19 protein-coding genes are annotated in these 24,021 nt (G+C 67.6%); 5 read left to right on the top strand and 14 right to left on the bottom strand.

Annotated features, from left to right (window positions below; all coding sequences use genetic code 11):
• Positions 1-2 precede the first annotated feature (2 nt).
• From pcnB to hda, 3 genes are read right to left on the bottom strand one after another with little or no spacing between them, the layout of a single operon-like run.
• Positions 3-1,382, bottom strand: a complete 1,380-nt coding sequence (gene pcnB / locus AOZ49_RS05850; RefSeq protein ID WP_054434613.1) for a polynucleotide adenylyltransferase PcnB — start codon at positions 1,380-1,382, stop codon at positions 3-5.
• Positions 1,383-2,081 carry an HAD family hydrolase gene (locus tag AOZ49_RS05845; protein ID WP_054434610.1) on the bottom strand — a complete coding sequence of 233 codons (699 nt, stop codon included), beginning with the start codon at positions 2,079-2,081 and terminating at the stop codon, positions 1,383-1,385.
• Complete coding sequence (gene hda / locus AOZ49_RS05840; protein ID WP_054434608.1) at positions 2,078-2,779, bottom strand: DnaA regulatory inactivator Hda; 702 nt, start codon at positions 2,777-2,779, stop codon at positions 2,078-2,080. Before hda ends, AOZ49_RS05845 begins: the two co-directional genes overlap by 4 nt.
• A gap of 310 nt (positions 2,780-3,089) precedes the next feature.
• On the opposite strand from hda, the gene purM reads away from it, so the two are divergent.
• Complete coding sequence (gene purM / locus AOZ49_RS05835) at positions 3,090-4,139, top strand: phosphoribosylformylglycinamidine cyclo-ligase (RefSeq protein WP_006393058.1); 1,050 nt, start codon at positions 3,090-3,092, stop codon at positions 4,137-4,139.
• Positions 4,140-4,202: 63 nt separating this feature from the next.
• Here the strand turns inward: purM and AOZ49_RS05830 are convergent, their stop codons facing one another.
• The 3 genes from AOZ49_RS05830 to mutL all read right to left on the bottom strand — a co-directional run bounded on the left by AOZ49_RS05830 (position 4,203) and on the right by mutL (position 7,687).
• Complete coding sequence (locus AOZ49_RS05830; RefSeq protein WP_054474591.1) at positions 4,203-4,697, bottom strand: hypothetical protein; 495 nt, start codon at positions 4,695-4,697, stop codon at positions 4,203-4,205.
• Positions 4,698-4,780: 83 nt separating this feature from the next.
• Positions 4,781-5,737 (bottom strand): tRNA (adenosine(37)-N6)-dimethylallyltransferase MiaA, encoded by a 957-nt coding sequence (gene miaA, locus AOZ49_RS05825; RefSeq protein ID WP_054474590.1) that lies wholly within the window; start codon positions 5,735-5,737, stop codon positions 4,781-4,783.
• Between the two features lie 3 nt (positions 5,738-5,740).
• Positions 5,741-7,687, bottom strand: coding sequence for a DNA mismatch repair endonuclease MutL (mutL, locus tag AOZ49_RS05820; protein WP_054474589.1), 1,947 nt, complete (start codon positions 7,685-7,687; stop codon positions 5,741-5,743).
• Positions 7,688-7,785: 98 nt separating this feature from the next.
• Between mutL and AOZ49_RS05815 the strand changes: the two genes are divergently transcribed.
• The gene (locus AOZ49_RS05815) at positions 7,786-8,424 is read left to right on the top strand and encodes a VTT domain-containing protein (protein WP_085943738.1); all 639 of its coding nucleotides are present in this window, start codon (positions 7,786-7,788) and stop codon (positions 8,422-8,424) included.
• Positions 8,425-8,465: 41 nt separating this feature from the next.
• Here AOZ49_RS05815 and AOZ49_RS05810 read toward each other — a convergent pair whose 3' ends face one another.
• From AOZ49_RS05810 to tsaE, 3 genes are all read right to left on the bottom strand, one after another.
• On the bottom strand, positions 8,466-10,904 hold the full coding sequence (locus AOZ49_RS05810; RefSeq protein WP_231690257.1) for a TonB-dependent receptor domain-containing protein: 2,439 nt from the start codon (positions 10,902-10,904) through the stop codon (positions 8,466-8,468).
• Positions 10,905-11,247: 343 nt separating this feature from the next.
• Positions 11,248-12,627 carry an N-acetylmuramoyl-L-alanine amidase gene (locus AOZ49_RS05805; protein ID WP_054434597.1) on the bottom strand — a complete coding sequence of 460 codons (1,380 nt, stop codon included), beginning with the start codon at positions 12,625-12,627 and terminating at the stop codon, positions 11,248-11,250.
• Positions 12,555-13,094, bottom strand: a complete 540-nt coding sequence (tsaE, locus tag AOZ49_RS31645) for a tRNA (adenosine(37)-N6)-threonylcarbamoyltransferase complex ATPase subunit type 1 TsaE (protein ID WP_054461055.1) — start codon at positions 13,092-13,094, stop codon at positions 12,555-12,557. Before tsaE ends, AOZ49_RS05805 begins: the two co-directional genes overlap by 73 nt.
• A gap of 171 nt (positions 13,095-13,265) precedes the next feature.
• Here tsaE and fumC point away from each other — a divergent pair, with 171 nt between their 5' ends.
• On the top strand, positions 13,266-14,657 hold the full coding sequence (gene fumC / locus AOZ49_RS05800) for a class II fumarate hydratase (protein ID WP_054474587.1): 1,392 nt from the start codon (positions 13,266-13,268) through the stop codon (positions 14,655-14,657).
• Between the two features lie 553 nt (positions 14,658-15,210).
• Here fumC and AOZ49_RS05795 read toward each other — a convergent pair.
• A complete protein-coding gene (locus AOZ49_RS05795; protein ID WP_156355600.1) occupies positions 15,211-16,110 on the bottom strand; it encodes an AEC family transporter in 900 nt (299 codons plus the stop codon).
• A gap of 245 nt (positions 16,111-16,355) precedes the next feature.
• Here AOZ49_RS05795 and AOZ49_RS05790 point away from each other — a divergent pair, with 245 nt between their 5' ends.
• A complete protein-coding gene (locus AOZ49_RS05790) occupies positions 16,356-17,339 on the top strand; it encodes a tripartite tricarboxylate transporter substrate binding protein BugE (RefSeq protein ID WP_054434589.1) in 984 nt (327 codons plus the stop codon).
• A gap of 112 nt (positions 17,340-17,451) precedes the next feature.
• On the opposite strand, the gene AOZ49_RS05785 is transcribed toward AOZ49_RS05790, so the two are convergent.
• Positions 17,452-18,342: a LysR family transcriptional regulator gene (locus tag AOZ49_RS05785; RefSeq protein ID WP_054434587.1), complete on the bottom strand. Its 891-nt coding sequence runs from the start codon at positions 18,340-18,342 to the stop codon at positions 17,452-17,454.
• Between the two features lie 127 nt (positions 18,343-18,469).
• Here AOZ49_RS05785 and ggt point away from each other — a divergent pair, with 127 nt between their 5' ends.
• Positions 18,470-20,227: a gamma-glutamyltransferase gene (gene ggt / locus AOZ49_RS05780; protein ID WP_054474585.1), complete on the top strand. Its 1,758-nt coding sequence runs from the start codon at positions 18,470-18,472 to the stop codon at positions 20,225-20,227.
• A gap of 94 nt (positions 20,228-20,321) precedes the next feature.
• On the opposite strand, the gene AOZ49_RS05775 is transcribed toward ggt, so the two are convergent.
• The 3 genes from AOZ49_RS05775 to AOZ49_RS05765 all read right to left on the bottom strand — a co-directional run.
• On the bottom strand, positions 20,322-21,725 hold the full coding sequence (locus AOZ49_RS05775) for an APC family permease (protein WP_006393071.1): 1,404 nt from the start codon (positions 21,723-21,725) through the stop codon (positions 20,322-20,324).
• A gap of 292 nt (positions 21,726-22,017) precedes the next feature.
• A complete protein-coding gene (locus AOZ49_RS05770) occupies positions 22,018-23,139 on the bottom strand; it encodes a CaiB/BaiF CoA transferase family protein (protein WP_054434581.1) in 1,122 nt (373 codons plus the stop codon).
• 13 nt (positions 23,140-23,152) lie between these two features.
• A partial coding sequence (locus AOZ49_RS05765; protein WP_054474584.1) for a Bug family tripartite tricarboxylate transporter substrate binding protein occupies positions 23,153-24,021 on the bottom strand: 869 nt, incomplete at its 5' end.

Below are 24,021 nucleotides of genomic sequence, written 5' to 3'. Positions count from 1 at the left end.
CCTTATTCGGCGTTGCCGCCATTGCCGGCGGCGGGGCCGCGCGAGGACGGGCGGCGGCGCGGGCGGCGCTTGCGCGCGGCCGGCGCCGGGCCTTCGCTGGCGTCGCGCGGCAGGCGCGAGATTTCCTCGATCATGTCGGCGCGGGTGGCGTCGTCGGCGTTGGCCAGGTCCATCCACCACTGCGCCAGCACGCTGTCGAACTCGCCGGCGGCGGCGCGCAGCTGCAGGAAGTCGCAGGCGGCGCGGAAGCGCGGCTGTTCGATCATGCGGAAGATGGTCTTGCCCATGCGGCGCTCGAAGCGCGGCTGCATGAACCAGATCTCGCGCATGTCCGACGAGAAGCGGCGCTGGATCGCGAGCTTCTCGGTCTGCTCGTCGAGCACCGAGTCGGCGGCCTGCGACAGCGCCGGGATGGTGTGCTCGCCCTGGGCGCGCAGCTGCTTCCAGCGCACGTCCACCTGCTGCCACAGCAGCGCGGCGAACAGGAAGCTGGGGCTGATGGTCTTGCCGGCGCGCACGCGGGCGTCGGTGCGCTCCAGCGCCAGTTCCACGAAGTGCTCGCCGCCCGGCTGCTCCAGCACCACGTCCAGCAGCGGCAGCAGGCCGTTGTGCAGGCCGTCGGCGCGCAGCTGGCGCAGGCAGTCCATGGCGTGGCCGCAGGTCAGCAGCTTGAGCATCTCGTCGAACAGGCGCGAGGCCGGCACGTTCTCGATCAGGTCGGCCATGGTGCGGATCGGCTGGCGCGTGGCCGGGTCGATCGTGCCGTTGAGCTTGGCGGCGAAGCGCACCGCGCGCAGCATGCGCACGGGGTCTTCGCGGTAGCGCTTGGCGGGATCGCCGATGATGCGGATCTGGCGCTTCTTCAGATCGGCCACGCCGTTGTGGAAGTCGATCACTTCCTCGTTGTGCGGGTCGTAGTACAGCGCGTTCATGGTGAAGTCGCGGCGCGCCGCGTCTTCCTCGTGGGTGCCGAACACGTTGTCGCGCAGGATGCGGCCGTGGGCGTCGGTTTCCTGGTCTTCCGAGGCGGGCGCGCGGAAGGTGGAGGTCTCGATGATCTCCTGGCCGAACACCACGTGCACCAGCTGGAAGCGGCGGCCGATGATGCGGGCGCGGCGGAACAGCGGGCGGATCTGTTCGGGCGTGGCGTTGGTGGCGACGTCGAAATCCTTGGGCTCCAGCCCGACGATCAGGTCGCGCACCGCGCCGCCGACGATGTAGGCGTCATAGCCGTGCTGGCGCAGCACCTCGCACACCTTGATGGCATGGCGCGAGACGTTGCGGCGGTCGATGCCGTGCTTGTCGCGTCCGATGCGCAAGGGCCCCCGGGCTGCCGGCGCGAACAGTCGGCCGACGAATTTTTTTATGGTTTCGGTGATCATTTAGGACTTGGCATCTATGACGTGGTCGAACAGGTCGATCACTTGCCAGCCGCGTTCCTGGGCGATGGCGCGCAGGGTGGGGCTGGGGTTGGCGGCGATCGGACGGGTCACCTTTTCGAGCAGTGGAACATCATTGACCGAATCGCTATAGAAAAACGATTCGGAGAAATCCGCAAGTCCTAATCCCATGGCGCCCAGCCAGTCGTTCACGCGCACCACCTTGCCTTCCTTGAAGCTCGGGGTGCCGAGGATGCGGCCGGTGTAGCGGCCGCGCTGGACTTCGGCGTCGGTGGCCACCAGGTGGGGGATGCCGAAGGCGCGGGCGATGGGGGCGGTGACGAAGCTGTTGGTGGCGGTGACCACGGCGCACAGGTCGCCGGCTTCCAGGTGCGATTCGACCAGCTCGCGCGCGGCGGGGGTGATCGACGGGCGGATGACCTCGGCCATGAAGTCCTCGTGCCAGGCGGCCAGCTCGAACGGCGCGTGCGCCGCCAGCAGGCCCAGCATGAACTCGGCGGCCTGTTCGGCGGTGAGTTCGCCGCGGTTGTAGCGGTCCATCAGGTCGTCGTTGCGGCGGCGGGCCTCGTCCGGATCGCCGGCGCGGCCGGTGCGCGCCAGATAGTCGGCCCATTGGTAGTCGCTGTCGAGCGGCAGCAGGGTGTGATCCAGGTCGAACAGGGCGAGACGTCGGGAGGTCATGTGCGTTGTGAATCAGGGTCTGCGAGCATGGCGCGCAGCAGGGGCAGGGTGATGGGACGGCCGGTGGCCAGGGAATAGCGGTCCAGCGCGTCCAGCAACGCCGCCAGCTTGCGGATGTCACGCTCGTGGTGCGTCAACATCCAGTTGATGATTTCGGGCGCCAGGTGCAGGCCGCGTTCGGCCGCCTGGGCCGCCAGCGCCGCCAGCTTGTCGGCGTCGGACAGCGGGTCGAGGCGGAACACCAGGTCCCAGCCCAGCCGGGTGCGCAGGTCTTCGCGCAGCGGCATCGACAGCGTCGAGCGGTCGCCGGCCACGGCCAGCGCGAAGGCGCGGCCGGTGGCGGCCGATTCGCGCCAGCGGTTGTACAGGGCGAACAAGCCCGCCTGGCGGTGCTCGTCCATGAGGTGCACGTCGTCCACCGCCACGAACTTGGGCATGGGCGACTTGGAGTCGGCCTCGGCCAGCACGCGCAGGATGTTGGCGCTGTTGGCCGCTTCGATGTAGACGGCGTCGGGGCGCGCGGTCAGCGCGCGCAGCAGGTGGCTGCGGCCGCAACCGGCCGAGCCCCAGATATACAGCGCGCGGCCGGGAGCGAGCGTGCGCACGGCCGCCAGCGCCTCTCCGTTGGGACCGGCGATGTAGTTGTTCAGCGAGGGCGCTGGCGCGGGAAGAACGTCGAGCAGCAGCTGGCGGTTCATGAGAGGTTTATCGATCAGGCGGGTATAGCTAGGGCGAGCCCATGGCCGGCGGCGGCGTTGCCCGCCAGAAACTGGCAAAATCGCTATCGGCCAACCCTACACTTTAAACCACCCGGGGCGCCGGTGTCGCGTCCAAGCCCTTTGCCTGGCTTGGGTTTGCGCCAAAATGGCGCCGCGCCGGCCCGGGGCCGTCCCGCCCGCCGCGGACGGCTTTCGCCGGCCGCCGGCCTGGACCGGGCCGCAACATCGTAAAATGCAGGGCGTTCCACCCCAATTCCCAGCAATTGTTACATATCCCACGGCATTTCTCATGACGAATCAACCCAAAGCTCCCCTGACCTACCGTGACGCCGGTGTCGACATCGACGCGGGCGATGCCCTGGTCGACCGTATCAAACCGCTTGCGGCGCGCACCATGCGCCCCGGGGTGCTGGCCGGTATCGGCGGCTTTGGCGGCCTGTTCGAAGTGCCCAAGAACTACAAGGAGCCGGTGCTGGTCTCCGGCACCGACGGCGTCGGCACCAAGCTGCGCCTGGCGTTCGACTGGAACCGCCACGACACCGTCGGCATCGACCTGGTGGCGATGAGCGTCAACGACATCCTGGTGCAGGGCGCCGAGCCGCTGTTCTTCCTGGATTACTTCGGTTGCGGCAAGCTTTCGGTGGACACGGCGGCGTCGGTGGTGGGCGGCATCGCCAAGGGCTGCGAACTGTCGGGCTGCGCCCTGATCGGCGGCGAAACCGCCGAAATGCCGGGCATGTACCCCGATGGCGAATACGACCTGGCCGGGTTCGCCGTGGGCGCGGTCGAGAAGTCGGCCATCATCGACGGCAAGTCGATCAAGGTCGGCGACGTGGTGCTGGGCCTGGCGTCCAGCGGCGCGCACTCGAACGGCTACTCGCTGCTGCGCAAGATCCTGGAACGCGCCGGCGCCAAGCCCGACGACGACTTCCACGGCCAGCCGCTGGTCGACGTGGTCATGGCCCCGACCCGCATCTACGTCAAGCAGGTGCTGGCCGCGCTGGCCAAGCACGGCACCGCCATCAAGGGCCTGGCCCACATCACCGGCGGCGGCCTGCTCGACAACGTGCCGCGCATCCTCCAGGACGGCCTGTCGGCCCGCCTGCAGCGCGACAGCTGGGAAATGCCCAAGCTGTTCCAGTGGCTGCAGCAGCAAGGCGGCGTCGAGGACACCGAGATGTACCGCGTCTTCAACTGCGGCATCGGCATGGTGCTGGTGGTGGACCCGGCCCAGGCCGACGCCATCGCCGCCACGCTGCGCGAGCAGGGTGAAACGGTCAGCAAGCTGGGCGAGATCGTCGCCCAGACCGAAGGCATGCCGCAGACCGTGGTGGTCTGAGCCGGCTGGCCGCGCAATGAAAAAACCCGCCCTGGTGGCGGGTTTTTTCATTTCACGACGGGGCTAGAAGAACTTGACCCGCCCCTCGTCCTCGCGGAATTCTTCCCCCGTATCCAGATCCGTGCGCCACAGGGTGTCGTGAACGGACAGAAAGCCGCGCATATCCCGGTTGACGGCGCGCGCGTCTCGCCAGGCCGCCTGGAACCAGGCGATGTAGGTCTCCGTCATCTTGTCGCGCAGTTCATCGCCGAAATCATCGTCCTCGTTGTCCATGGCCTCCGCCAAGGCGGCGTCGACCTCTGGCGGAATCAACGGGGACGGCAAGGCCAGCCGCAGGCCCCGGCCGCAGTAGCCGGAACGCGTGTTCAATGGAATCGCGACGGGCGCGAACGACTCCCAGTCGTATTCGATGTGAATGGCGTCCACGGTGTCCGCGGAAACGCCCTGGTCGAGCGTGAACGGACGCGCCTGCAGCAACCGCTGGATTTCGCTGATCAGGGCCTTGTTCTGCTTGCGCAGCATGGCGGCAAAGGACCGGTTCGCTTCGTCGATGTCCATCAGTTCGATCTCCAGTGATCAGGGGCCGCGGGGGGGGCCGGTTGCATCGAAAGGTCAGGTCCGGGGGCGGGCGTCCCCGTGCGTCAGGACGCGTCGGCCAGCGCCGTGGCCACCGCGTCGATGGTCTGCGCCACCGCGTCGGCCGCCAGGCAGTCGACGATCACGCGCTCGGGCTGGGCCCGCAGCCAGGTGATCTGGCGCTTGGCCAGCTGGCGGGTGGCGGCGATGCCTTGCTCGCGGGCTTCGTCCAGGCTGATCTCGCCATCGAGATGGGCCCACATCTGGCGGTAGCCGACGCAGCGCACCGAGGGCAGGCCCGGGTGCAGGTCGGCGCGGGCATGCAGGCCGCGCACCTCGTCCAGCAGGCCGTTGGCCAGCATCGCGTCGAAGCGCTGTTCGATGCGCGCGTGCAGCGCGGCGCGCTCCGAGGGTTCCAGGCTGATGGTCAGGTAGCGGTTGCCGTCGCCGCCGGCGCTGGCGCGTTGGCGGCCGAGCAGCGCCGACATGGGCTGGCCCGACAACTGGCAGATCTCCAGCGCCCGCTGGATCCGCTGGCTGTCGTTGGGCGCCAGGCGCGCGGCGGTGACAGGGTCGAGCCGCGCCAGTTCGGCGTGCAGCGCCGGCCAGCCGTCGCGGGCGGCGCGCGCTTCGAGTTCGGCGCGCAGCGCCGGGTCGGCCTGCGGCAGGTCGTCCAGCCCGTCGCGCAGCGCCTTGTAGTACATCATGGTGCCGCCGGCCAGCAGCGGGATGCGGCCGCGCGCCGTGATCTCGCCGATCAGGCGCAGGGCGTCGGCGCGGAATTCGGCCGCCGAATACGACTGCGCCGGGTCGAGGATGTCCAGCAGGTGCTGCGGCACCAGGGCCTGCTCGGCCGGCGACGGCTTGGCGGTGCCGATGTCCATGCCCCGGTAGATGGTGGCCGAATCGACGTTGACGATCTCCAGCGGCCAGCGTTCGGCCAGCGCCAGGGTGGACGCGCTCTTGCCGGCCGCGGTGGGGCCGGCCAGGCAGATGACGAGGGGGGCGGCGGGCACGGGCAAGACCTATTGCCCGCGCAGGAACAGCTTGTCCAGATCGGACACCGACCATTGCACCCAGGTGGGCCGGCCGTGGTTGCACTGGTCGGCGCGCTCGGTGGCTTCCATCTGCCGCAGCAGGCCGTTCATCTCTTCGATCGTGAGCTTGCGGTTGGCGCGCACCGAGCCGTGGCAGGCCATGGTCGACAGCAGTTCGTTGCGCTGTTCGGTCAAGAGGCGCGACACGCCCACGCCGGCCAGGTCGCGCAGCACGGCGCGGGCCAGGGTCTCGATGTCGCCGCGCGCCAGGATGGCGGGCACCGAGCGCACCGCGATCGAGGTGGGGCCGGATGGCCGCATCTGGAAGCCGAGGTCTTCGAGCTGTTCCTCGAATTCCTCGACCACCGCGACGTCCTTTTCCTGGGCGTGGAACACCACCGGCACCAGCAGGTCCTGGCGCGGCAGGCTGCGCGCGTCCAGCGCCTGCTTGAGCTGTTCGTAGACCACCCGTTCGTGGGCGGCGTGCATGTCCACCAGCACCATGCCGCGGCGGTTCTGCGCCAGGATGTAGATGCCGTGCAGCTGGCCGAGCGCCATGCCGAGCGGATGCTCCTCGTCGGCCGGCAGCGTCGGCGCGGGCGCGGCCTGCGGCGCCAGCGCCGCCACGTCGCGCAGCGGCTCGACGCGCGCGGCGGTGTCTTCGGTCAGCGGGCGATACAGCGACTGCCAGTCGGCGGCGGGAATCCCGGCCGGCTCGGCGTGCAGGCGGAACGGCACTTGCGTATGCGGGCGCTGCGGCGTCGGCGAGGGCCGCAGGCCGTAGGCGGGCGCGGCGCCCGGGCTGGCGCCGGTGTAGCCGGGGCGGGGCGTGTCGGCCGGCGCGGAGGCGGGCAAGCCGCCGGGCGCCGTGGGCGCGGACGGCGCCACGGTCTCGAATCCCCCATCGTCATCGCGCGCGGCCGTGGTCGGCGCCACCGCCGACGAGCCGCCGGTCTGCGCCAGCGTCTGGCTGACCGCGTGGTTGACGAAGCGGTGCACGGCGCCGCTGTCGCGGAAGCGCACCTCGTGCTTGGCCGGATGCACGTTGACGTCGACCGCGGCCGGGTCGATGTCCAGGAACAGCACGTAGGCCGGCTGGCGGTCGCCATGCAGCACGTCGGCATAGGCGGCGCGCAGCGCGCGGCTGACGGTGCGGTCGCGCACGTAGCGGCCGTTGACGTACAGGTATTGGCGGTCGGCGCGGGCGCGGGCCGCGGTGGGGCGGGTGATCATGCCGGCCAGGCTGACCGTGCCGACGCTGTGCGACAGCAGCAGGCCGTGCTCGGCGAATTCCGCGCCCAGCACGTCGCGGATGCGCTGCGGCGGCTCGGCCGGCAGCCATTGGCGCTGCGCGCGGTCGTGGTGGAACAGGCGGAAGGCGATCTGCGGATGGGCCAGGGCGATGCGCTCCATGGCGTCGACGCAGTGGCCGAACTCGGTGGCTTCGGAACGCAGGAACTTGCGGCGCGCCGGCACCGCGTCGAACAGCTGGCGCACGTCCACGGTGGTGCCCGGCGGGCCCGAGGCGGGGGTGACCTGCATGCTGCCGGCCTGGATCTGCCAGGCATGCTCGCCGTCGCGCGTGCGCGAGATGATGGACACCTGCGCCACCGAGGCGATCGAGGCCAGCGCCTCGCCGCGGAAGCCCATGGACGCGACCGATTCCAGCTCGTGCAGGTTGCGGATCTTGCTGGTGGCGTGGCGCGCCAGCGCCAGCGGCAGTTCTTCCGGTGGAATGCCGCCGCCGTCGTCGGTCACGGCGATGCGGCGGATGCCGCCGCCCTCCAGGCGCACTTCGATCGCGCGCCCGCCGGCGTCGATGGCGTTCTCGAGGATTTCCTTGAGCACCGAGGCGGGTCTCTCGATCACTTCGCCCGCGGCGATCTGGCTGATCAGCAGGTCGGGCAGCGCAAGAATGGAGCGGCGTTCTGTCATGGGGTGTTCCGGTGTAGCTATAGGGATGATTTTAGCCTCTGGATAGGGTGGGCTATAGTCGTTGCCTGATTCCGCCTTCCGCTTTCAGGGACGTATTGATGCTTGAATTTTTCCAAATGGTGCTCCACATCGACCAGACCCTCGGGGTCTGGGTCCAGCAGTATGGCGTGTGGGTCTATCTGGTGCTGTTCCTGATCGTTTTCGCGGAAACCGGGCTGGTGGTGCTGCCGTTCCTGCCGGGCGATTCGCTGCTGTTCATCGCCGGCGCCTTCGGCGCCACGGGCAGCCTCGATCCGGTGCTGCTGGGCGCGCTGCTGATCGTGGCCGCCATCACCGGCAACAGCGTGAACTACGCCATCGGCCGCTACATCGGGCCGCGCGTGTTCTCGATGAATCTGCGCTTCCTGGACCGCGGCGCGCTGATGCGCACGCACGCGTTCTACGAGAAGCACGGCGGCAAGACCATCGTCATGTCGCGTTTCATTCCGGTGGTGCGCACTTTCGCGCCGTTCGTGGCGGGCGTGGCCGACATGCCGCTGTCGCGCTTCCAGCTGTTCAACATCCTGGGCGCGCTGCTGTGGGTGGTGAGCCTGGTGGCGGCGGGCTATTTCTTCGGCAACATTCCGCTGGTGAAGGAACACCTGAACACCATCGTCCTGATCGGCCTGGCCGCGGCCGTGGTGCCAGTGGTCGGCGCGGCGCTGTTCAAGCTGCTGCGCGCGCGCCGGGGCGGCTAGGGGGCCGAGGGGCGCCCAGCCGCCGCGGGGAAAGGCCGAAACTAGAAGACCGCGGTGACGCTCACCTGGTAGGTCCGGCCAGACGCGGTGCCCAGCGCGATATCGCGCTGATCCTGCTCCGAGGTCATGGTCATTTTCTTGTTGCTGGCGTAGTCCCAATATCTGCGATTGGTGAGGTTGTAGATGCCCATCGCCACGGTCAGGTGCTTCTTCACGTTGTAGTAGGCCGCCAGGTCGAAAATGCTGTAGCCCGGGATGTACTTGTAGTCCTTCTCGTATTTCTCGGCATATTTTTCAAACGTGAAGCTGCCATTGTTCGAGAAGTTCTGCCGCACCGGGTCGGTGGCCTGCTTGCCCTTGACAAAGGTGGCGGTGAGGCTCGCGCCATAACGGTTCTGAGGGTCATCCCAGGCCAGTGATGCAATGGCCTTGACGGGCAGCACGCTGTCCAGATCCACCCAGTCATCGCCGGAATAGGACGATTTCGATTTGCCCTGGTTGTAGCCTACGGCAAAGGTGCTGCTCAATCCGCTGGCAGCCCCAAGCAGCGCGCCATAATTGATCCGGGTCACCAGTTCGGCGCCATAGATGTACGCCTTGTCACGGTTCTCCGCGATGGTGAGGCTGGAGATCGAGGCGGGAAGCTTGGCGAGCAGGCTGTCAACGCCGGGTTTCGGCGCGCCCGTCGTGTAATCCCTCAATGCGTACTTGCGGTTATAGATGAAATTGTCATAGGTGTTGTAGAAGACGTTGCCGCGCACGGAGATGCCCGTGGCAGCCTGACCGACAACCCCGAATTCAAACTGATTGCTGGTCTCGGATTTCAAGTCTGAATTGCCGACCATGGCCGGCGAGGCGCGCCCAATCTTGGGATGCAGCCAGATTCCCGCGATCTGGCTGCTGGTGGGATAGGAGACGCCGCGCTTGTATTGCAGATAGGTGCTGAGCTCCGGGTTCAACGCATACATGACGGTCAACGAGGGCAATGGCTTTGCGTCCGTGAACGTCTTGCTGTGTATCTGATTGATTTCCGCCAGCGTCAATCCGCCCAGCGCGTTATTGTCAGAAGGCGCTTCAAAGCCTTGTGGCTTGATCCTGTGCCATGAGTACTTCAACCCCGGCATCACCGAAAACGCGCCGAGGGTGATGGTGTCGCCCAGCCACACATTCGTGTCATAGGTTCGATTGTTACCCTGTGGCTGCAGGGTGGGATAGGTTTCGCCAATTTGTTGAAACGGCCGGGAGAACGCCGTTGACGAGAAATTCACGCCGTAATTCAGTGCGTGATTACCGTAGTCCTTGGTGATTTCGCTCTGCAAGCCAAAGGTGGTGGTTTTCATATCCGAGAGGGTGGATACATTCTCCAATGGATGCACCGTCTCCAGCCCGGTCCAGTACGACCTGGAGGACGTGACAGTGTCCTGGGCAGAAAGGGTGTCATCGCTGACGCGCGTCCGCTGATAGAACACCTTGCTTTCCATCGTGTCTATCAGGGTGTTGTTGGCTGGCGTGAAGACATGGGCCAGGCTTATCGAGTGGCGTTGCGTGGCATTCTTCTGCCTGGATGCGCCAACAATACTTTCCTGTCGAGCGGCGCTGGTCAGTTTCTTATACATCGGCGCGCTTTCCCTGCTGGATTTTTGATAGAAATCCACGGTGCCGATGATCCGGTTGCTGCCGTCGATACTGAGCACGCTGTTGAGCAGCGCGGCATCGGAATGCCAGCGCATCGGGTACGTATCCAGATAGTCGCTGTTGTTCTGTGTCTGCTTGCCATCACGGCGGCTGTAGGCGAACAATGCCCTGGCGCGATCGTTGCCGAACGCGGAGGTCATGCCGTTGTGCCAGGAATGATCGGCGCTGTCGAACTCGCCGGTGTACTCCAGATAGCTGCTTTCGCCGTCCGTGAGATAGGCGTCCGGGGATTTGCTGATGAACGAGACGGAGCCGCCGACCACGTTCTTGACCGTGCTCTGCTTTGCCGAGCCGGAAGTGATGTTCACCTGGCCGTACAGGTACGGGTCGATATAGTCGCGGCCAATGCCAAAGGTATCTTCGCCGGTGGAGACGGCATAACTGCGCCCGGTGGCATCGGGCAGGGGAATGCCGTTGACATCCAGCGCCACGCGGTTGCCATCCAGGCCGCGGATGTTGTAGCCGGTGTAGCCGCCCCGGTCAAAGCCGGACTTGCCGTTGCGCGAACCGCTATTGACGCCCGATGCGCTGATCAAAGGTTGATAGCGCATGATGGTGCCGAAATTATTGCCGCCTGTCTTTTTCAGATCATCGGCGGAAATGGATTGCGTGGTGACGTCTTGCGGCTTGATGGTCGTGGTGACCGTAATGGGTGAAAAAACCTTCACGCCACGCTGATCATCATTTCTGACCTCGCCGGCGGCCGTGTCATGGGGCGTGTTCTGGCCATAAGCGGTTGTGGATAACAAGAGGGCTGTCGCCAGCGATACATTCCTGCATTTCATGTCCCAGGATCCTTGCATGATGAATACAGGATTGCGCTGGAACGTCGAGCGGGGCGGGGGGGCACCAATGCAGGCGGAGCGGCGGCCATGGATCTTTCCAAAAGGATGGCCGCTAATTTACCGAGGCCGCCTCCCGAGGTCTGCGGGCATTCGTCTGAAAGTCCGCCGAGGAGTCCTGTCCCCGCGGGTATATAAGATCGGGTAACCCGGCGCTTGTGAGGGTGGCGCCAGATTCAAGCTGCGGTGCGTTGACAAGGCTGGGCGGCTGATGGTCCCGGGGGACGACGGCCGCAAAAGAAAAGGGCCATGCGCAAGCATGGCCCCTGGTGTTGCCGGCGAAGTCTCAGCTGACGTCGCCCAACCGCGCCAGCGGCGGGTTGGCGGTGAAGTAGCGCTGGATGCCGGTCAGCATGGCCTGCGCCAGCTTTTCCTGGTGCGCGGTGGTCTTGAGCAGCGCCTCTTCCTGCGGGTTGCTGATGAAGGCGGTCTCGACCAGCACCGACGGAATGTCCGGCGCCTTCAGCACGGCGAAGCCGGCCTGCTCGACGCTGTTCTTGTGCAGCCGGTTGATCTTTTTGATCTCGTCCAGGAAGGCGTTGCCGACCTTGAGCGAGTCGTTGATCTGCGCGGTGGTCGACAGGTCCAGCAGCACCTTGGCCACCTGGCGGTCGTGGCTGCCCAGGTTGACGCCGCCGATCAGGTCGGCCGCGTTTTCCTTGTCGGCCATCCAGCGCGCCTGGGCGCTGGTGGCGCCGCGCTGCGACAGCGCGAACACCGACGAGCCGTTGGCCGAGGGCTTGATCCAGGCGTCGGCGTGGATCGACACGAACAGGTCGGCGTGCACCCGGCGCGCCTTCTGCACGCGCACGTGCAGCGGCACGAAGAAGTCGTCGTCGCGCGTCAGGTAGGCGCGCATGTAGGGCTGGCTGTCGATCAGCGCCTTCAGGCGCCGGGCGATGCGCAGCACCACGTCTTTTTCACGCAGGCCGCTGCCGCCGATGGCGCCCGGATCCTCGCCGCCATGGCCGGGGTCCAGCGCGATGGTCAGCATGCGCTGCTTGCCGCGGCCGGCGCTGGCGGGCGGCGACTTCGGCACCGGCAGCGGCGCGGCCGGCTGCTGGCCGCGCACGCGCGGCGGTTCGGGCGGGTCGGCGCGGGCGGCCGGATTGCGCTGGATGTCTTCGAGGATGCGCGCCAGCGGATCGTCGGCGTCGGGACCGCTCTTGTTCAGGATGGCGACCAGCGGGTCCTGCGCGATCTTGGGATACAGGTCCAGCACCAGGCGGTACTGGTAGTCGGCCACCGGCTTGAGCGTGAACACCTGCGGCGCCACGGCCTGCTTCAGGTCGAACACCAGCCGCACCACGTTGGGCCGGTTCTGCGCCACGCGCAGGCTCTGGATGTAGGGATCGTCGGGGCGGACCTTGGACACCAGGTCGTTGAGGGCGGCGCTCAGGGTCAGTCCCTCGATATCAACCACCAGGCGGTGGGGATTCTCCAGGGTGAACTGTTCGGCCTTGAGCTCGCTGTCCAGTTCCAGCGTGACGCGGGTGTATTCGTCGGCCGGCCAGGTACGCACGGCCAGGATGGTGGCGGCCTGCGCCAGGCGCGGCACCACCGGCAGGACGAGCAGGGTGGCGGCGACGCTGATCAGGCGACGTCGGGTGGCGCCTGCCGCGGGGAGGGCGCCGTGTCGGGCGGGGGGACAATCGCGTTCAACCATGTTTGTCCTCGAGCGGTGTGCGCGGTCAGCGTGACATCGCGTCCTTGGCCTGCGTACGCCAGGGAAATCTGCAGGTCGGGAGGGGGCAAGAGGCCCTCGGCCCGTTCCGGCCATTCAATCAAAACGACCGCATCCTCACGCAGCAAATCCCGGAATCCGGCGTCCAACCATTCGCGCGAATCACTAAATCTATAAAAATCAAGGTGATAGAAGTATAAGTTAGAAACTTTATAGGATTCAAGCAGCGCGTAGCTTGGACTCTTGATTCGGCCTGTGATGCCGCATTCCCGCAACAATGCCCTGGAGAAGGCCGTTTTTCCTGCTCCCAGGTCTCCCTGAAGGTGGATACATGCGCCCGCCAGCCCGGTTTCGCGGCCGGAGACAAGGGGGGCGAGCTGGCGCGCCAGCGCTTCCGTGGCGGCTTCGTCGGGCAGGTGCAGGGTCAGGCTGCTGAGGGGGGCGGACATGGCGCGGGTCGGGAGGCGAGTGGTAAAAGGTCAGGATGGGAACACGGATTGAACGCAATTATAGGAATTCGGGTTTCTGCTAATCTTATAAGTGATTGCTATTCTCAAATAAGTCCGGCCTGGCGCCACGCCTCGGGCCGCGACGGACGCCGCCACGGAGCAGTAAGCGCCATGAAGACCCGCATCGAAAAAGACACCTTTGGCCCCATCGAAGTCCCCGAGGATCACCTCTGGGGCGCGCAGACGCAGCGTTCGCTGCATTTTTTCGCGATCTCCACCGAAAAGATGCCCGAGCCGCTGGTCATCGCGATGGCGCGCCTGAAGCGCGCGGCCGCCAAGGTCAACGCCGACCTGGGTGAACTCGATCCCAAGATCGCCGACGGCATCATCCGCGCCGCCGATGAAGTCATCGCCGGCAAGTGGCCCAACGAATTCCCGCTGTCCGTGTGGCAGACCGGCTCGGGCACGCAGAGCAACATGAACATGAACGAGGTGCTGGCCAACCGCGCCTCGGAGCTGCTGGGCGGCGTGCGCGGCGAAGAACGCAAGGTGCACCCCAACGACCACGTCAACCGCGGCCAGTCGTCCAACGACACCTTCCCCACCGCCATGCACGTGGCCGCCGCCGTCCAGGTCGAGCACCACCTGCTGCCGGTCCTGAAGACCCTGCGCGCCACCTTCGCCGCCAAGAGCGCCGAGTTCTACGACATCGTCAAGATCGGCCGCACCCACCTGCAGGACGCGACCCCGCTGACGCTGGGCCAGGAACTGTCCGGCTACGTCGCCCAGCTCGACCTGGCCGAACAGCAGATCCGCGCCACGCTGCCGGGCCTGCACCAGCTGGCCATCGGCGGCACCGCCGTCGGCACCGGCCTGAACGCCCACCCGCAGTTCGGCGCCAAGGTCTCGGCCGAACTGGCCCACGCCACCGAAACCGCCTTCGTCTCCGCGCCCAACAAGTTCCAGGCCCTGGCCTCGCACGAAGCCCTGCTGTTCGCCCACGGCGCCCTCAAGTCGCTCGCCGCCGGCCTCATGAAGATCGCCAACGACGTGCGCTGGCTGTCCAGCGGCCCGCGTTCCGGCCTGGGCGAAATCAGCATCCCCGAAAACGAACCCGGCAGCTCCATCATGCCGGGCAAGGTCAACCCGACCCAGTGCGAAGCCATCACCATGCTGGCCGCCCAGGTCCTGGGCAACGACGTCGCCATCAACATCGGCGGCGCCAGCGGCAACTTCGAACTGAACGTCTACAAGCCCCTGGTGATCCACAACTTCCTGCAGTCGGTGCGCCTTCTGACCGACGGCATGGCCAGCTTCGACCAGCACTGCGCCGCCGGCATCCAGCCCAACCGCGACCGCATCGCCGAACTGGTCGACCGCTCGCTGATGCTGGTCACCGCCCTGAACCCCCACATCGGCTACGACAAGGCCGCCCAGATCGCCAAGAAGGCGCACAAGGAAGGCCTGTCCCTGAAGGAATCGGCGCTGGCCCTGGGCTACGTCACCGAAGCCCAATTCGCCGAATGGGTCGTCCCCGGCAGCATGACCAACGCCGCCAAGTAATCCCGCCGCAAAAAAAAACGCCGCCCCGAGAGGGGCGGCTTTTTTTTGCGCGCCGCGCTTGATGGCGCTGCCGCACCACGTCACTGACCGACCCGCTCTCCACCCACAGGATGTGGCTCCTCCCCGTCGTTTCAATCTCTCATCACGACGCACTGCGCGCTTTGTCATCGCCGCCATTGCGCGCCGTCCGCGCAAACGCGCAGCGCACGCCGCTCCGACGCCCACAACCACGTATGCCAGGTCCGGCCGCCCGCGCGGCCGGCCCTGGCGGGCAACGCAAATCCCCTCCCTGTCCCCAGGCCCAGCAGCGCAACATTTCTCAAACCCCGTAGCCCCTCGTGGCGGCGTTGGGCCGTGTGAGCAACCTCGATGCGCCCGAGGGAATCCGAAGGAGTCGCCGAAGGCGAGGACGAGGATGACAACGGGGCAGTCCGGAGCGAACGCTCCGGACCGCAATCGTGGGCGCTCACACGGCCCAACGCCGCCGCGAGGGGCGACCTACGAAGAAAGCAACCGCCGCAAAAACCCCCGAGCCGCGCAACCAAAGAAGCCCCTAAGCGCTCCCCACCAACAACACCCAAGCAGGAATCGTCAAAGCAGAAAACAACGTCCCCAGAGAAATGAGCACAGCCACCATCCTCCCATCTCCCCCCATCCGCATCGCCAGCACATAAGCCGCCGACGCCGTCGGCAACGCCGCAAACAGCAGCAACATCCGCGCTTCCAGCGGCGCCAGCCCCAGCAGCCGCGCCACCCCCAGCGCCACCAGCGGCAACGCCACCAGCTTCACCGCCAGCATCCACGCGATCAAGCCGCCATAGCCCTTGCCGCCTTCCCACGACAGGCTGGCCCCCACGCACAGAATCCCCAACGCGATCGCCGCCGCGCCCAGCCGCGCCAGCACCGTGTCCACCGGCCCCGGCAGCTGCAGCCCCGCGAGATTGCACGCCAGCCCCGCCAGCGTCGACACCACCAGCGGATTGCGCGCCAGCTCGCGCAGCAGGCTGCCGCCGTTGTGGCGCGCCAGCCCGTACACCGCGGCCACGTTGGCCATCGGCACCGCGAACCCGATGATCAGCGCCATCACGGTCTGGCCTTGCGCGCCGCCCAGGCTGGCCGATAGGGCCAGTCCGATATACGTGTTGAAGCGGAAGCCGCATTGCGCCGATGACGCCAGTCCGAGCGAAGAGGGCCTGAGCACGAGCCCGGCCAGCCACGACAGCGCCACGCCGGCGACGATCACCGCCGCCGTCGCCTGCAACAGTATTGCGGCATTGCCCGCGCTGATCGGCGTGCGCAGGATGGACTGGAACAGCAGGGCGGGGAACAGCACGAAGTACACCAGGCGCTCGGCGCCGGCGAAGAACTCGCGCGAGAAATTCAATTTGTGGCGCAGCGCCCAACCCAGCGCGACCAGCATGAAATCAGGGAAAACCAGCAGTGCGACCGACATGTCGATGAAGTGTTTTTCGAGCGCGCCGGCCGGGGATCGGCTCGCTATGCGATCGTAAGCATTTGCTGCTATTCTCCGTCATTCTGGCGGGCGCGTGTGCCACAAGCAACTCAAAACAGCACGGCTTTCTGCCCTGCATACTAAGCGATGCGCCCCCACCGTTAACTGCTGACTCGTCTACAGACGGGTACGTCACAAAACGGTCCGTTCACATACGGGCTCGCACACTTGGAGGAAACACACACATGAATAAAGTTCGCTCCCTGGCTATCGCTGTCGCGTTGGCCGCCGGCACGATCGGCGCCTCGGCCGCTCACGCCGCCGACAAGTATCCCAACAAGCCGATCCGCGTCATCGTCCCGTTCGCGCCCGGCGGCTCCACCGACATCATCGCGCGCCTCGTGACGCAGCGCATGAGCCAGGAACTGGGCCAGCCGATGGTCGTGGAAAACAAGGGCGGCGCCGGTGGCGCCATCGGCGCGGCCGAAGCCGCGCGCGCCGCGCCGGACGGCTACACGCTGTCGATCGCCACCGTCTCGACGATGGCCGTCAACCCGGCGTGCCGCCCCAACGACCTGCCCTACGATCCGATCAAGGACTTCCAGGCCGTCACCAACTTCGCCAACACCGCCAACGTGGTCGCGGTGAACCCGAAGTTCCCGGCCAAGGACTTCAAGGGCTTCGTCGAGGAACTCAAGAAGAACCCCGGCAAGTACTCGTACGGCAGCTCGGGCACGTGCGGCGTGCTGCACCTGATGGGCGAGTCGTTCAAGATGGCCACCGGCACCGACATCGTGCACGTGCCCTACAAGGGTTCGGGCCCGGCCGTGGCCGACGCCGTCGGCGGCCAGATCGAAATCATCTTCGACAACCTGCCGTCCTCGATGCCGCAGATCCAGGCGGGCAAGCTGAACGCCATGGCCATCGCCTGGCCCGACAACATCGCCTCGCTCAAGGGCGTGCCCAACTTCAAGGAAGCCGGCTTCCCGGTGCTGAACCAGCCGGTCTGGTACGGCCTGCTGGCGCCCAAGGGCACCCCGATGGATGTCGTCAACAAGCTGCGCGACGCCGCCGTGGTGGCCCTGAAGGACCCCAAGGTCATCAAGGCGCTGGACGACCAGGGCTCGGCCCCGTCGGGCAACACCCCGGAAGAATTCGCCAAGGAAATCAAGGAACAGTACGACTGGGCGAAGGACGTCGTGAAGAAGCAGAACATCAAGCTGGATTGATGGCCTGATGGCGCGGGCCCAGGCCCGCCGCCTGCCACATGAAGGGCGCCCTCGGGCGCCCTTTTTCATGGCCGCCGCATTCTGGCGGCGAGACCTGTGCGAGAAGCGCCCGCTACCCGCCCAGCGCCGCCTGGCTGGCTTCGCAGGCCGCGCGCAGCCGGTCGATCAGGTCGTGGTGCAGCGCCGACAGCGGATCCTGGCTGCGCGCCAGCACGCTGATCGGCACGCGCAAGGCCGGCGACAGCCGCCGCAGGCGCATGTCGGGGCGCAGCATGGCCTGGGCCGTGATGGCGTCGACGATGGCGTCGCCGGCGCCGGCCTGGGCCAGCGCGCAGGCCACGTAATGGGTCTGCACCCGCACGGCGGCGTGGGGATCCAGGCCCTGCGCATCCAGCGCCATCTGCAGCAGCGCGCCGGAGGCGTCGCTGGCGTCCAGCAGGATCAGCGCATCGCCGGCGATGTCGGCCAGCGCCAGCGGGCCGTCGCCGGGGCCCCGGCCCACGTGCACCAGCTCGGTGTGGCCCAGCTCGATGCGCGCCAGGCCCGGCGTGTCGCGGGTGTCGAAGGTCACGGCCAGGTCCAGCTCGCGCGTCAGCATGCCGCGCACCAGTTCGGTACTGTGGTGGGTGTGGATGTCGAAGGTCAGGCCCGGCCGCGCGGCGCGGCTGTCGCGCACCACGCCTGGCAGCAGGCCCAGCCCCAGCGCCGGGGCGCAGCCCAGCCGCAGATGCGCGTGGGGACGGTCGCGCAGGCTGGCGGCCAGCCGGCGCACGCTGTCCAGGTCCTGGTTCAGGCGCGCCACTTCGGGCGTCAGGATGTCGGCCTCGCGCGTGGCCACCAGGCGGCCCTTGACGCGCTCGAACAGCTTGAAGCCCAACTGCGCCTCGGCGCTCGCCAGCAGCTTGCTGGCGGCGGGCTGGGTGATGTGCAGCGCCGCCGCGGCCTGTGTCAGGGAGCCGGTGCGGCGGATCGCTTCGAAGATCTCGATGTGGCGCAGGCGCATGGAGCAAAGGGGGTATCGGCGCAATCCCGCATTCTACGGCGCGGCGGGGGCGCTGCGACAGCGCCGCGGGTCTTGTCTATCATGGACGTCCATGCCGGCCGTCCGGCGTCATCCTGGAGTCCGTCCCATGCGCGTGCGCCGTTCCACCGCCGCCCTCCTGTTCGCCGCCGCCCTGGCCGCGGCGCCCTCGGCCTGGGCGCGTACGCCGACCGCGGCCGAGGACCTGAATCCGGAAGCCGCCAGCGGCAGCCAGGCGCGCACGCTGGCGCGCGCGCCGCATTACATGATGGTGTCGGCCAATCCGCTGGCGACCGCGGCCGGCGACGAGATGCTCAAGCGCGGCGGCAGCGTGGTGGACGCGGCCATCGCCACGCAGCTGGTGCTGAACCTGGTCGAGCCGCAATCGTCCGGCATCGGCGGCGGCGCCTTCATGGTGGTGTACTCGGCCAGGGACCGCGGCATCGTCACCTACGACAGCCGCGAGACCGCGCCCGCGGCGGCGCGCCCCGACCGCTTCCTGGATGCCGACGGCAAGCCGCTGCCGTTCACGCAGGCGGTCAACAACGGCATGGCCGTGGGCGTGCCGGGCCTGCTGCGCGGCCTGGAGATGGCGCACAAGCGCCAGGGCAAGCTGCCGTGGGCCGACCTGTTCCAGCCCGCCATCCGGCTGGCCGAGCAGGGCTTCGCGGTCTCGCCGCGCCTGCACAAGCTGCTGGCGGGCAACAAGGAATTGCCGCGCCAGCCGGCCGCCGCGGCCTATTTCTATGCGCCCGACGGCAGCGCCTGGCCGGTCGGCCAAGTGCTGAGGAATCCCGCCTTCGCGGCCACGCTGCGGGCGGTGGCGCAGGGCGGCGCGGACGCCTTCTACCAGGGCGATATCGCCCGCGACATCGTGGCGGCGGTGCACGCGCACCCCAAGCCCGGCGACCTGACGCTGGCCGATCTGGCCGGCTACCAGCCGCGCCAGCGCGACCCGGTCTGCGGCGCCTATCGCGGCTATCAGCTGTGCGGCATGGGCCCGCCCAGCAGCGGCCCGATCGCGGTGCTGCAGATGCTGGGCGAGCTGGAGCAATATCCGATCGGCGATTTCGCGCCCGGCAGCGTCGAGGCGGTGCACTACTTCGCCGAGGCCGGCCGGCTGGCCTTCGCCGATCGCGACTTCTACGTGGCCGACCCGGATTTCGTCCGCGTGCCGGTGCGCGCGATGCTGGACCCCGCGTACCTGCGCGCCCGCGGGGCGCTGATCCGGCCCGATCGCAGCATGAAGGTGGCGTTGCCCGGCGACCCCGAAGGCAAGCTGCTGTCGCGGGGGTGTGACAACGCCCTGGAGCAGCCTTCCACCAGCCACCTGGTGGCGGCGGACGCCGACGGCAATGCGCTGTCGATGACCACCACCATCGAAAACGAATTCGGCAGCAAGATCTTCGTGCGCGGCTTTCTGCTGAACAACGAGATGACGGATTTCTCGTCGTCGTTCAAGGATCCCGAAGGGCGGCTGGTGGCCAACCGCGTCGAACCCGGCAAGCGCCCGCGCAGCGCGATGGCGCCGATGATCGTGTTGCGCGACGGCAAGCCCTACCTGCTGGTGGGCTCGCCGGGCGGCAGCGCCATCATCAACTACGTCGCCAAGACCATCGTGGCGGTGCTGGACTGGAAGCTGGACATCCAGGCCGCGGCGGCCCTGCCGAACCTGGGCAGCCGCAACAAGGAGACCGAGCTGGAGAAGGGCACCGCGCTGGAAGCGCTGGCGCCGGCGCTCGAGCGCATGGGGCATCCGGTGAAGATCACCGAATTCCCCAGCGGCATCCATGGCATCGTGATCGATGCGGACGGCCTGCAGGGCGGGGTCGACCCGCGCCGCGAAGGGTTGGCGGCGGGCGGCTGAGGCGGCATTCGCAGTATGTCGCCCGGCGCGCCACACGCCGGGCAAGCACGCCGGGCAAGCAGGCCCCGCGCTGGGCGGGGCCTGGCGCAACGGTTCATTCCAGCGCCGACGGATCCAGCCGCATCTTGTCCTCGCGGCTGCGCGCCAGGTAGGTCACGCCCCACATCACCACGCCGAGCAATAGCAGCCAGCCTGCCACCTGGTACTGGATCACGTCGCGGCCGGTCAGCGGCGTCACCAGGAACAGGCAGGCGGCCGCGCCCAGCCACGGCACGATGCGGTTGATGCGGAAATGCTCGTGCTTGACCTGGTCGCGGCGCAGCACCAGCACCGCCACGTTGACGAAGGCGAACACGCCCAGCAGCAGCAGGGCGGTGGTGCCGCCCAGCGCGCGGATGGCTTCGGAATCGGCCAGCGCCACCAGGATGATCAGGCCGAAGGCCAGCGCGGTGGTGAACAGGATGGCGGTCCACGGCGTCTGGTTGCGGCGATGCACGTGCGCCAGGAAGGCCGGCAGCACGCCCTGGCGCGACATGCCGTACAGCAGGCGGCTGGCCATCATCATGTTGATGAGCGCCGAGTTGGCCACGGCGAACATCGAGATCACCGGCATGATGTATTCCACCGGCAGGCCGGGCGCGGCGCGCTTGACCACCAGCACCAGCGGCGTGCTGCTGCTGGCCAGTTCGCCCACCGGCACCAGCGCCACCGCGCAGATCGACACCAGCACGTAGATCACCGCCGTCAGCCCCAGGCCGGTCAGCATCACCTTGGGGAAAATGCGGCTGGGGTTGTGGGTCTCCTCGGCCATGTTGACCGAGTCCTCGAAGCCGACCATGGCGAAGAATGCCAGCGCCGTGGCCGAGGTGACGGCCAGGAACACGCTCTTGTCTTCCGGCGTGTCGAAGGCGATGACGCGCGAGAAATCGGCCTGGCCCTCCGACATGGCGTAGAAGCCCAGCAGGATCACCATCAGCAGGCCCGACAGTTCGATCAGGGTCAGCACCACGTTGGCGCGCACGCTCTCGGACGCGCCGCGCAGGTTCACCAGCATCACCAGCGCCATGAAGCCCAGCGCGCCCGTGGTGATCCAGGCCTTGTCGGCCTCGATGCCGAAGGCCGCGAACAGGTTGGCCGCGAAGGCCTGTGACGCGGTCGCCGCCGAGGTCAGGCCCGAGCACATCACGGTGAAGCAGACGATGAAGGTCAGGAAATGCACGCCGAACGCCTTGTGCACATAGAGCGCGGCGCCCGCCGCTTTCGGATACTTGGTGACCAGTTCCAGGTAGGACAGCGCGGTCAGCAGCGCCACGCCGAAGGCCACCAGGAACGGCAGCCAGGCCGCGCCGCCGACTTCCTTGGCGACCTGTCCGGTCAGGGCGTAGACGCCGGTGCCCAGGATGTCACCGACGATGAACAGCAATAACAGCTTGGGTCCCATCACCCGCTTGAGCGGGGCGCTTTGCTGCGCGGCGTCCGGGGCATCATTCGTGGCCATCGTCTTTCTCCTTGTTCTCTTTCGATTTGGGGGAGTCGCGTCTGGGCAACGCCGGGACCGGCCTGGCGGCAGGTCCGAGGTGACGGGGAAAAGTCTAAAGCGGCGTTGCGCGCCGCGATGCAACAGTGATGCAACGAATTGTCTGCGCATGAAAACCATGCAAGCGCGTGTGGCTGGGCACGATAAATGCGCAGCGCGATCGTCGTGGATCGAATCGCCAGGCGTGCGCGGCGCCGCGAAGAAAAACGCCCGCTTCGAGGCGGGCGTGGATCGCGGTCGCGCGGCGCGCGCGTCAGGGTTCGGTCGGCGCCAGGTCGGGCGGCAACCGCCGCAGCGTGGCGGGCGTGCGCGACAGCTTGATCGGCGAGCCGACGCCGCGGTAGTCGCCCTGTTCCAGCACCATGCCGCGGTGCTTCGTGTGGGGATGGGCCAGCGCCTGGTCCACGGTCTGCACGGCCGCGGCCGGCACGCCGGCGCGCAGCAGGCGGTCGGCCAGCGCCGCCGCGTCGTGATGCGCGAGCAGGGCGGACAGCTCGTCGCGCAGGGCCTGGCGATGCGCCAGGCGATCGGCGTTGGCGGCGTAGCGCGGGTCGGCGGCCAGCGCCGGCGCCTCCAGCACCTGCGCCAGCTGCGCGAACTGGCGGTTGTTGCCGACCGCCAGGAAGATCGGGCCGCTGGCGGTGGGCAGCGTCTCGTAGGGTGCGATGTTCGGATGCGCGTTGCCGCTGCGGCCCGGCGTCTTGCCGCTGTAGAAATAGTTGGGCGCGTGCGGATGCAGCAGCGACAACGCGCAGTCGTACAGCGTGATGTCGAGGAACTGGCCCAGGCCGCTGCGCACGCGTTCGTTCAGCGCCAGCAGGATCGCCACCGCCGCGTTCAGGCCGGTCACCATGTCCACCACCGGCAGGCCGACGCGGGTGGCGTCGCCGTCGGCCTCGCCGTTCACGCTCATCAGCCCGCACATGGCCTGGGCGCAGGCGTCGTAGCCGGGCAGGCCGCCCAGCGGGCCGTCGGCGCCGAAGCCGCTGACGCGGCAGTGGATCAACGCCGGGAAGCGTTCGCGCAAGGTGTCGTAGCCCAGGCCCCACTTCTCCAGCGTGCCCGGCTTGAAGTTCTCGACCAGCACGTCGGCGTCGGCCAGCAGGTGGCGCAGCAGTTCCTGCCCCGCCGCCTGCGACAGGTCCAGCGTCATGCCGCGCTTGTTGCGGTTGACGCCGACGAAGTACGACGCCGTCTCGCCCAGGAACGGCGGGCCCCAGCCGCGGGTCTCGTCGCCGCCGGGCGGCTCGATCTTGAGCACGTCGGCGCCGTGGTCGGCCAGGATCTGGGTGCAGTACGGACCGCCCAGCACGCGCGACAGGTCGATCACTTTGCAGCCGGCGAGGGCGCCGGCGTCGGGGAGCTTGGGAGCCATGAAGCCTCTGCGGTCAGTCGATGGAAACGTTGGCGCTCTTGATGAGCGTGCGCCACTTGGGCACTTCGGCCGTGATGAAGCTGGACAGTCCCTGCGGCGTCTGGTCCTGGGCGCGCACGATGCCCTGGCTGCGCAGGGTCTGTTCGATCGCGGGGTCCGACAGCGCGGTCTGGAACGTCTGGTTCAGTTTGGCCACGGTCTCGGGCGGGGTGGCCTTGGGCGCGACGATGCCGAAGAACACGCTGACGTCATAGCCCGACAGCCCCTGTTCGGACAGCGTCGGCAGGTCCGGCAGCGCGTCCGAGCGCTGCGCGCTGGCCAGGCCGATGGCGCGCAGCTTGCCCGCCTTGATGTACGGCAGCGCCGTCAGGATGTCGGTGAACGACATCGACACCTGGCCGCCCAGCAGGTCGTTGAGCGCCGGCCCGGTGCCCTTGTACGGGATGTGCATGATGCGGGTGCCGGCCATCTGGTTGAACAGGATGCCGGCCAGGTGCGAGGACGCGCCGTTGCCGGACGAGGCGTAGCTGAGCTTGTCCGGGTTCTTCTTGGCGTAGGCGATCAGTTCCTGCGCGTTGTTGGCCGGCACCGACGGGTTCACCACCAGGATGTTGGGCAGGTGGCCGATGCGGATGATGGGCGCGAAGCTGGTCTCGGGGTTGTAGCCCTGGTTCTTGTACAGGCTGACGTTGATGGCCAGCGGTCCCGAGGTGCCGAACAGGATGGTGTAGCCGTCCGGCTTGGCGGCGGCCACGTATTCGGAGCCGATGTTGCCGCCGGCGCCGGCGCGGTTCTCGACGATGACGGTCTGGCCCAGCGGCTGCTTGAGCTTTTCGGCCAGGCGGCGCGCCAGCGCGTCGGTCGGGCCGCCGGGCGGGAACG

Origin of the sequence: Achromobacter sp. 2789STDY5608615 (assembly GCF_001298995.1) — a bacterium.
Lineage (GTDB): Bacteria > Pseudomonadota > Gammaproteobacteria > Burkholderiales > Burkholderiaceae_B > Achromobacter > Achromobacter insuavis.
Note: the sequence above shows the minus strand (reverse complement) of the source record. Positions and strands in the feature narration are given on the sequence as shown.